This is a genomic window from Mycobacterium hubeiense, from assembly GCF_002838065.1.
Classification (GTDB): Bacteria; Actinomycetota; Actinomycetes; order Mycobacteriales; family Mycobacteriaceae; genus Mycobacterium; species Mycobacterium hubeiense.
The window spans coordinates 1-9540 of the sequence record NZ_PIZU01000077.1 but is presented as its reverse complement, the minus strand read 5'-3'; the positions used below and the strand labels follow the sequence as shown (position 1 = coordinate 9540).

The following is a 9540-nucleotide window of genomic DNA, read 5'->3' as shown; positions in this document are numbered from 1 at the left end:
GATTGCCAACGCCAGTGGAATCTCCAACCCGGACCTGATTCACCCCGGTCAGGTCTTGACAATCCCGTAACTGTGAGCGAGACGACGGCCCGGATCAAACGATCCGGGCCGTCGTCGTTTGTCGTTTGCTGTGCGCCGGTATTCTGGGCAGCTATCAGCCCCTCACGGATCGGAGGCAGTGTGCGCCAACGATGGTTTCGCGTCCTCGCTACGGCGCTCGCGCCGATTGCTGCACTGGCACTTCCCGGCGCACCCGCGCAGTCCGACCCCGGGGTGCTGGTGTACCCCGGGATGGAGGTCCGCCAGGACACCAACGTCTGCACGCTCGGATTCGTCGACCCGATGACGCGCGTGGCCTTCACGGCGGGCCACTGCCGCGGTAGCGGCCCGGTCGGCGACCGCGACGGCCGCCATATCGGCCACCAGGCGACGTTCCGGGACAACACACCCGACGGCGCCACGATCGACACCAATCATCAGATTTCCGATTGGCAGGCAATCCAACTCGACGGTGACGTCGCGGTGAACAACATCCTGCCCGGTGGCCGCGTGCTGGTCGAGGACCCGGCCGTGGTGCCCCAGCCTGGATTGGCGATCTGTCATTTCGGCGTGATCACGGGGGAGAGCTGCGGCACCGTCGAGGCCGTCAACAACGGCTGGTTCACCATGGCGAACGGCATCGTCAGCCAGAAGGGTGACTCCGGTGGCCCGGTGTACGTCATCACCCCGGATGGCCGCGCGGTCATCATCGGGATGTTCAACAGCACCTGGGGCCAGTATCCGGCCGCGGTGTCCTGGCAGTCGGCGAGCCAGCAGGCCCGCGCCGACATCATGCAGGCCGCCGCCCATGCCCCCAATGTGGTTGCGCCGCAGCCCTGATCGACCCAGTTCGAAGACGGGATCGACGGCGCCGCGGCGCTGATGCGCTCGGGCGTGGACTGCGGCGGCAACCCGGTGACGTGGGTGGCAGGGTTGTGGGACGCGGCCGCTGTCGCCGCCGGGGGATGCCAGAGCCGAAAATGCCTGCAGCACAACAACTGTCGTCGGACTTCGACAGGTTGCGGGACGAGGTCTCCTTCAGTGGTCACGATCCATCCTCCCAGAGGGCAACGACGTGGCCGTGCTACTCGCTGGGATGCTCAAGGCGTTCGCTCCCGGACGAGTGCGTCGCCCTGCGAGATATTTGACATATATCGAAATGGTGCTAGCTTGGTGACATGCTGACCTCGTTGTACCAACGGTTCGAATACCTCGAGCAACTGCGCACAGCATGCGGATACGCGTTGTGGTCGGGTGAAGAACTGGATGAGTTGTTGCGGCCCAAGGTATTTGCGGTGTCAGCGGTGTCGCCAAGGTGCTTGCCTCTACTCGCGGGACCAGCAAGTGTCGCTGACGTCGCTGCGCCGCGGGCATCTGCGTTCGGCGCGTCTTATGGCACGAAACAGCAGCAATACTGAAAGGAGTTTTACCGTGGCATCTTTGGTTCCGGTAGTTTCATCGTCGGTGTGGACGCCGACCGACTTCCCCGATGAGTCCGCGTGGTCATTCGAGCTGAGCGCCGATGACAGGCAGGCTTTGATCGACTTCGGCCGCGGCGGGTCAAGCGCAGACTTGAGCCGCCAGATCGGTTCTGCGGCAGCGCATTGGACAAAGTTGCTTAATGAGGGCCCGGGCTTCGTGCGACTGCGCAACTTCCCGATCGACGTCCTGGATGAGCCGCAGATCGAGCACGCCTACCTCGGGCTGGGAGGGCTGCTGGGTCAGCCGGTGGGGCAAGACCGCGACGCCAACCTCATTACCCATATCCGCGACGAACGAATTCACGCCGGCGCTGCGGTGCGCAAGTACCGGACAAATCTGCGGCAGGATTTCCACAGCGATGGCTCCGATCTCGTCGGCCTATTGTGCCTGCATCCGGCCAAGTCGGGTGGTGAGTCGAAGATCGTCAGTGCGCACGCGGTCTACAACGAGATGCTGCGTCGCGATCCGCACCTGGTGGACGTCATGTACCAGCCCATGCCCTGGAGTCGCAACGGGGAGGAACGCCCGGGTGAGGCGCCCTTCTTCGAACTTCCACCGATCACAGATGTCAACGGAATGCCGCGGATCTTCTTCATCGCCTGGTACATCCGCGACTCACAGCTGCACGCGGAGGCGCCGCGGCTGACCGACGATCAGTTGGCCGCGTTGGCACTCGTGGAGAACATCGCCAACGATCCAGCTTTCCATATCGAGATGGACTTCCGTCCTGGCGATGTGCAACTGCTCAACAACTCGACCGTGTTGCATTCCCGGGAGGCGTATACAGATGACGACGACCTGAGCCGGAGGCGACATTTGCTTCGACTCTGGTTGACCACAGAAACGCCTTTGGCGAATGAGCTTCTTCGCGGCGGAATCCCCAAACATAGCGCCACCGGACACCTCTGAGCGGCTTGCGATGCCCTCAAGGCACGAGATGGCCACGCGTGGTCGCGGGGCCGGCGGCTTCGGCGATGGTGCGTGCATCGGCCTCGCGAGGATGGCGCATTGGCCTCTCGCCCCGGGAAGTATATTAGACTTGACTTATATAAGTGGTCGCTTTAACCTAATGATGTGCACGCGTTCGACGTCCTGGGCGATCCGGTACGCCGCCGCATCCTGGAACTGCTCGCTGACGGTGAGCTCTCCGCGGGGGCCATCGGCGAGCGCATCCAAGAAGAGTTCGCAATCACCCAGCCGGCGGTCTCGCAACACTTGAAAGTGTTGCGAGACAACGGGTTCACCTCGGTGCGTCCGGACGGCCAACGTCGGCTGTACGCGGTGAACGGCGATGCACTTCGCGACGTCGACGAGTGGCTCGATGCGTTCCGACGCTTCTGGACACCACACCTGGACGCGCTGGCCACCGAAATCGCCCGCGGCAAGCGGCAACGCAGAAATCAAGGGAGGCAACATGCTTGATGTTGACGTCGACTATCAGATCAACGCGGTGCAGCGGAAGTTCGGCACCCGCACTATCGACACCGGCGAGGCGTACGTCGCCACCATCAGTCAGGCCTACGACACCGATCAGGACGATCTCTGGGATGCGGTCACCAACATCGAGCGCATTCCCCGCTGGCTGATGCCGATTTCCGGCGACTTGAAGGTCGGCGGCACCTATCAGCTGGAGGGCAACGCGAACGGAACCGTGCTGACCTGTGACCCACCGAAGAACTTCACGGCGACGTGGGAGTACGGCGGAAACGTCAGCTGGATCGACGTCAGCGTCAGCAGCGAAGGCCCCGACCGCGCCCGGTTGGTGGTCGAGCACATCGCCCATGTCGACGACGAGACCTCGCGCCTGTTCGGGCCGGGCGCCGTCGGCATGGGGTGGGATTCCATGCTCCTCGGGCTTGCCCTGCACCTGAGCACCGGCGAATCCGTCGACCCGGCGGCCGGGCAGGAGTGGCTGGCCACCGAGGACGGCCGCCGTTTCCTCAAGCTGTCCGGCGAACAGTGGTACGCCGCGAACGTCGCCAACGGCACCGATCCCGCGGTGGCGCGGGAAGCGGCGGACCGGTGCCTGGCGGCCTACCTCGGCGAGGAGTGAGGCGAGGCACAACTAGAACACGTTCTAGCCAGGGCGGGGTGCCGGCGATATCCTCAAGGAGATGCTTGACCAGACACCTGTCCAGATTGCCTGGGTGACGCACGACCTCGACGCCACCGAGCGCACCCTCACCGCGCTGTTGGGCGCGAAGAAATGGGTGCGTATGCCGGGTGTGCACTTCGGCCCGGACACCTGCACTTTGCGCGGGCAGCCTGCGGACTTCGTCGCCGACATCTCGCTCAGCTACGCGGGAGACACCCAGCTCGAGCTCATCGCGCCCGTCGCCGGTGAGAGCATCTATACCGAGTTCCTGGACCGCGCGGGGCCCGGACTGCACCACATCTGTGTCGAGGCATCTGACACCGAGGCGTTCGACGCCGCGGTGCGCGACGCGCAGGGTCACGGCGCGCCCGTCGTACAGCAGGGTGTGATGGCGGGCGGCATGCGATTCGCCTACGTGTCCGCCGCCCAGGCCGGTGTGCCGTACCTCGAGATCGCATACATCCCGCCCGAGATCCGGGCGTTCTTCGACTACGTGAAACAGGAGCAACAGTGAGCGGGCTGGACATTCCGGATACGGTCGACGCGGCGGAAGTGACGTCGTGGTCCGACGAGTTCGACGTCGTCGTAATCGGATTCGGCATTGCCGGTGGTTCCGCGGCCGTCAGCGCCGCCGACGCCGGCGCCCGCGTGCTGGTGCTGGAGCGCGCCGCCGAGGCGGGCGGCACCACATCGATGGCCGGCGGGCATTTTTATCTCGGCGGTGGCACCGCGGTGCAGCAGGCCACTGGCCACGAGGACAGCGCCGAGGAGATGTACAAATACCTCGTCGCGGTGTCGCGTGAGCCCGAGCACGACAAGATCCGCGCGTACTGCGAGGGCAGCGTCGAGCACTTCAATTGGTTGGAGCGCTTGGGTTTTCGGTTCGAACGCAGCTACTACCCGGGCAAGGTGGTGGTGCCGCCGGGCACCGAGGGCCTGTCGTACACGGGCAACGAGAAGGTGTGGCCGTTCTGCGAGCAGGCGAAGCCGGCGCCGCGTGGACACTCCGTGCCGGTGCCCGGTGAACTCGGCGGCGCGGCGATGGTGATCGATCTGCTGGTGAAGCGGGCCGACGAACTCGGCGTGCAGGTGCGCTACGAGACCGGGGCGACCAACCTCGTCGTCGACGCCGGAAAAGTCGTCGGCGTGGCTTGGAAGCACTTCAACGAGACCGGCGCCATCAAGGCGAAGGCGGTGATCATCGCCGCCGGAGGTTTCGTGATGAACCCGGACATGGTGGCCAAATACACGCCCAAAATCTCCGAAAAGCCTTTCGTGCTGGGCAATACCTACGACGACGGTCTCGGCATCCGGTTGGGTGTCTCGGCCGGTGGCGTGGCCAAGCACATGGATCAGGCGTTCATGACCGCGCCGGTGTATCCGCCGGAGATTCTGCTCACCGGCATCATTGTCAACAAGCTCGGCCAGCGTTTCGTCGCGGAGGACTCGTACCATTCGCGCACCTCGGCTTTCGTGATGGAGCAGCCCGACAGCGCGGCGTTCCTCATTGTCGACGAGGCACACCTGCAGAATCCCGAGGTGCCGCTGGTCCCGTTGATCGACGGGTGGGAAACCGTCGAGGAGATGGAGAAGGCGCTCGGCATCCCGGAGGGCAATCTCGTTGCCACGCTGAACCGTTACAACGAGAACGCGGCGAAGGGTCATGATCCGGACTTTCACAAGCAGTCGGAGTATGTTGCCGCCCAAGATAAAGGGCCGTGGGGGGCCTTTGACCTCTCGCTGGGCAAGGCGATGTACTCGGCGTTCACGTTGGGCGGACTGGCCACCTCCGTCGACGCGCAGGTGTTGCGTGAGGACGACAGCGTCGTGCCCGGGTTGTACGCGGCGGGGGCGTGCGCGTCGAAGCTGGTGCAGGACGGCAAGGGTTATTCGAGCGGGACACAGCTCGGCGAAGGGTCGTTCTTCGGCCGCCGGGCCGGGGCGCACGCCGCGAGGAGTTAGACCGGCACCGGCTCCTCGGTGACCGGACCCAGCCGCCACTCGCCGCCGCCCAACAGCTCCAGCCGCGTGTCGTGATGCTGCTCGAGGCTGGGCCGGTGGCTCACGCTGACGACGATGGTCTGCGGCAACTCGGTGCGCAACGTTCGGTACAGGGTGAACTCCTGGCCCTCGTCGAGTGCGGACGTCGACTCGTCCATGAACACCACACGCGGTTTGGACAACAGCACCCGGGCGAACGCGATGCGCTGTTGCTCACCCGGTGAGAGGATCTTCGCCCAGTCCGCGACGTCGTCGAGGCGGGTCGCGAGATGACCCAAAGCCACTGTGTCCAAAGCGGATCGGATATCGGCATCGGTGTAGTCGCCTGCCGCGCCCGGGTAGGACACCACCGAACGCAGATCGCCCAGCGGGATATAGGGCACCTGGGACAGGAACATGGTGCCCTCGGCGGGGCAGTGCATGGTGCCCGACGTGTACGGCCACAGCCGGGCCAGACTGCGCAGCAGCGTGGTCTTGCCACTGCCCGAACCGCCGGTGATCACCATCGCGTCGCCGGGCTCCAACCGGACATCGAGCGGATCCACCAGACGCAGTCCTGCTGGTGTGCGCACCTCGACGTCTTCCAGCTCGATCGAGCCGTCGACGCTGTCGACGGCCGTCAATGCCGGTAGCGCCCTTGCCTGTTCGTTGGCGGTGATCAACCCGTCGAGGCGGATGATGGCCGCGCGATAGCTGGCGAACGAGTCATACACCGCGCGGAAGAACGAGAGCGAGTCGTTCACCGAGCGGAACGCATCCGAGGACTGCGTGACATCGCCGAACTGAATCTGGCCGGCGAACACCCGCGGCGCCTGGATCACCAGCGGCAGCGGATCGATGATGTGAGTCATCGTCTGGTTCCAGCCGAGGAAGGCGACGCCCCGCCGGACGTATGCCCGATAGTTGGCGATGATCGCGGCGAAGCGTGACATCAGTTCACTTCGCTCGGCGCGTTCACCACGGTAGAAGCCCACCGCCTCGCCGGCATCGCGCAGCCGCACCAACGCATACCGGAACGCCGCATTCGTGAGTTCGTTGCGGAACGACAGGCCGATGATGGGTTTGCCGATCCAGATCGCGACCACGGTAGCAAAGAACACGTACAGCAACGCGATCCAGAACAGCGCCTTGGGCACCGTCACGCCCAGAATCGTCAGCGGCCCCGACAGATTCCACAGGATCGGCGCGAACGACACCAACGACAGGATCGAGGCCACCGCGCCGAACAGCAGCGTGGTCGTCGACCCCACGGTCGGGGTGTTGGTTTCCGGGCCGGTGCCGGTGGTGAAGATGTCTATGTCCTGCTGGATGCGCTGGTCCGGGTTGTCGATGGGGTCGTCGACGAACCGCCCGCGGTAGTAGGCATCGCCGTCCAGCCAGTCGCCGGTGAGTCGGTGCGTCAGCCACACCCGCCAGCGGATGATGAAGCGCTGCATCAGGTACAGGTCCAGCAGCAGGCGCGTGAGGTGGGAGACCATCAGGATGAGGAACATGATGATCGCCATCCAAAACCCTTGTATCCCAGAGTCTCTGACCGCTTCATCGCCCGAACCGGCACCAGAGAATGCGGTCTGGAGTGCGGAATACAGGTCATTGCCCTGGTAACTGAACAAGACCGAAAGCCGAACGTCGACCATCACCGACAGCAGCAGCACCGCGAGGAACGCCCACACCGTGATGCTGTCGCGGCCGGTGAAGTAGTCGCCGGTGATGCGCCAGAACTGCCGACCCCAGGTGGTGAACTTCGCGAGCAGGGCCAACACGATCACTGTGCAGACCGCACTGATCGCCCACGCTTTGGCCACCCAGATGGCGGAGGCGATGAGTTCGTTGCTCCAGTCCAGGGACTGGGTGAACATCTCCATGCCCGGGAAAGCTACCCGGGAAAGCGTTACACCAGAGCCGGTTCCGTCTCGTCGCCCTCCACCCGGCCGAGTCGCCATTCACCGTTTCCGAGCAATTCAAGTTCGTGGGTGTGATGCTGCTCGACGGTGCTGCGGTGGCTGACACTGACCAGAATGGTGTCCGGTAGCTCGGTGCGCACCAGTTGGTACAGCATGAATTCGAGGCCTTCGTCGAGCGCCGAGGTGGACTCGTCGAGGAACACCGCCTTGGGTTTGGTCAGCAGGATGCGCGCGAACGCGATGCGCTGCTGTTCGCCCGGTGAGAGCACCTTCGCCCAGTCCTGCACCTCGTCGAGCCGGTCCACCAGGTGAGGTAGCGCCACCCGCTCCAGCATGCGTCGCAGCGTGTCGTCGTCGATCGAGCCTTCCTCGGACGGATAGCTCACTACCGCACGCAGATTCCCCAGCGGCACATACGGCAGCTGCGACAGGAACATCGTCTCGTTGGGGCCGCACGGGCGGGTGAGCGTGCCGGAGGTGAACGGCCATAGCTCCGCCAGGCTGCGCAACAGCGTGGTCTTGCCGCTGCCCGACGCGCCGGTGATGACCAACGTGTCGCCGACCTCCAGGCGCATGTCGAGCGGATCGATGAGTTGGCGTCCATCGGGTGTGCGCACCTCGATGTCGTCGAGCTGCACGGCGCCGTCGACACACGGGGTCGTGGTGATCTCCGGAAGCGCCCGCCCCTCTTCGTTGGCTGTCACCAGACCATGGAGCCGGATGATTGCGGCGCGGTAGCCGGCAAACAGGTCATAGGCGTTGCGGAACCACGACAATCCGTCCTGGATCTGCCCGAACGCCGAGGCGGACTGGTTGAGCGCGCCCAGGGTGATCTCGCCATTGAAGAACCGCGGGAACTGCAGCAGGTATGGCAGCGGCACAATGACCTGGCTCATCGACCAGTTCCAGCCGTTGAATCCGATCGACCGGTTCACGTAGCGCTTGTAGTTGGTGACGACGGGGGTGAAGAGCTTACGCAGCCCCGAACGCTCGACGAGCTCGCCGCGGTAGAACGCGACGGCCTCCGACGCGTCACGAAGGCGCACCAGCGCGTACCGGAACGCGGCGTTGAACTTCTCGTTGTTGAACGACAGCCCGATGATTGGCCGGCCGATCCAAAAGGCAACCAGTGAGGCGAAGACGACGAACAGGATCCCGATCCAGAACATCGCCCGCGGAAAGTCGATCCCGATGATCGGCACCGTCAGCGTGCCGGACAGGTTCCACAGAATCGCGGTGAACGAGACGATCGACACGACCGCCTCAATCGCGCCGAACAGCAGCGTGTTCTGGGAGTAGTAATACGGGACGTTGGGCAGCGGCCCGTTGTTGGCGGTAAAGATGTCGATGTCGGACTGGATGCGCTGGTCGGGGTTGTCGATTGTGTGATCGATGAAGCGCGCCCGGTAGTAGGCCTTGCCGTCCAGCCAGTCGCCGGTGAGCCGGTCGGTGAGCCACGCACGCCACGCGAGGCAGAACCGCTGCACCAGGAAGGTGTCCAGCAGGAGGCGGGCGATATGCAGCACAGCCAATATGGAGAACACACCCAGCGACATCCAAAAGCCTTGCGCGCCTGAGTTCTTCACTTCGTCGTTGCCGGCACCGACGCCTGATGCGACCACCTGGAAGCTGGTCAGCATGTCGTTGCTCTGGAAGCTGAACAGCACCTGCAGTCGCACGCCGGCGACCACCGCGAGCAGGATCGCCGCCAGCCACAGCCAAACCTTGAGGCTCTCGGCCCCGGTGAAGTAGTCGCCGGTGATCCGCCAGAACTGCCTGCCCCAGTTGGTGAACTTCGCGATCAGCACGAGGACACCGAGGGTGCACAGCGCCGCAATCAGCCACGCTCTGGCGATCCAGACCAGCGACGTCCACAGCTCAGAACCCCAGTCCAGCGTCGGGGTGAACATTTCCATGCGGGCAAACTACCCCGACAACCTGGCGGTGGCGCTTGGAAGGTGGGCGGCCTGATTATGCTGCGCCCATGGTGTGTCCTGGAAGCTGGATCAGGCTTGCGGG

Annotated in this window: 9 protein-coding genes; 7 read left to right on the top strand and 2 right to left on the bottom strand. The window is 64.4% G+C overall.

Annotated features, from left to right (window positions below):
- The 7 genes from CWS39_RS27625 to CWS39_RS27595 all read left to right on the top strand — a co-directional run.
- A partial coding sequence (locus CWS39_RS27625; RefSeq protein WP_142386963.1) for a LysM peptidoglycan-binding domain-containing protein occupies positions 1-70 on the top strand: 70 nt, incomplete at its 5' end.
- Between the two features lie 110 nt (positions 71-180).
- Complete coding sequence (locus tag CWS39_RS27620) at positions 181-879, top strand: Rv1815 family serine proteinase (protein ID WP_102146027.1); 699 nt, start codon at positions 181-183, stop codon at positions 877-879.
- Between the two features lie 504 nt (positions 880-1383).
- Positions 1384-2430: a TauD/TfdA family dioxygenase gene (locus CWS39_RS27615; protein WP_233213734.1), complete on the top strand. Its 1047-nt coding sequence runs from the start codon at positions 1384-1386 to the stop codon at positions 2428-2430.
- A 165-nt stretch (positions 2431-2595) separates the two neighbouring features.
- Positions 2596-2943, top strand: a complete 348-nt coding sequence (locus CWS39_RS27610) for an ArsR/SmtB family transcription factor (protein WP_102146026.1) — start codon at positions 2596-2598, stop codon at positions 2941-2943.
- Entirely contained in the window at positions 2936-3574 is a 639-nt protein-coding gene (locus CWS39_RS27605; protein ID WP_102146025.1) for an SRPBCC family protein, read from the top strand. The genes CWS39_RS27610 and CWS39_RS27605 overlap by 8 nt, the downstream gene beginning before the upstream one ends.
- A 61-nt stretch (positions 3575-3635) precedes the next feature.
- On the top strand, positions 3636-4130 hold the full coding sequence (locus CWS39_RS27600) for a VOC family protein (protein ID WP_102146024.1): 495 nt from the start codon (positions 3636-3638) through the stop codon (positions 4128-4130).
- A 5-nt stretch (positions 4131-4135) separates the two neighbouring features.
- Complete coding sequence (locus tag CWS39_RS27595) at positions 4136-5578, top strand: FAD-binding protein (protein ID WP_102146028.1); 1443 nt, start codon at positions 4136-4138, stop codon at positions 5576-5578.
- Here the strand turns inward: CWS39_RS27595 and CWS39_RS27590 are convergent.
- Complete coding sequence (locus CWS39_RS27590; protein ID WP_102146023.1) at positions 5575-7482, bottom strand: ABC transporter ATP-binding protein/permease; 1908 nt, start codon at positions 7480-7482, stop codon at positions 5575-5577. The two genes, CWS39_RS27595 and CWS39_RS27590, sit on opposite strands and share 4 nt — an antisense overlap.
- A gap of 26 nt (positions 7483-7508) precedes the next feature.
- The gene (locus CWS39_RS27585) at positions 7509-9437 is read right to left on the bottom strand and encodes an ABC transporter ATP-binding protein/permease (protein WP_102146022.1); all 1929 of its coding nucleotides are present in this window, start codon (positions 9435-9437) and stop codon (positions 7509-7511) included.
- Between the last annotated feature and the right edge of the window lie 103 nt (positions 9438-9540).

Coding starts and splice junctions, on each gene's coding strand:
- CWS39_RS27605 (WP_102146025.1), top strand. CDS start 2,936: ATGCTTGATGTTGACGTCGACTATCAGATCAACGCGGTGCAGCGGAAG.
- CWS39_RS27600 (WP_102146024.1), top strand. CDS start 3,636: ATGCTTGACCAGACACCTGTCCAGATTGCCTGGGTGACGCACGACCTC.
- CWS39_RS27585 (WP_102146022.1), bottom strand. CDS start 9,437: ATGGAAATGTTCACCCCGACGCTGGACTGGGGTTCTGAGCTGTGGACG.
- CWS39_RS27590 (WP_102146023.1), bottom strand. CDS start 7,482: ATGGAGATGTTCACCCAGTCCCTGGACTGGAGCAACGAACTCATCGCC.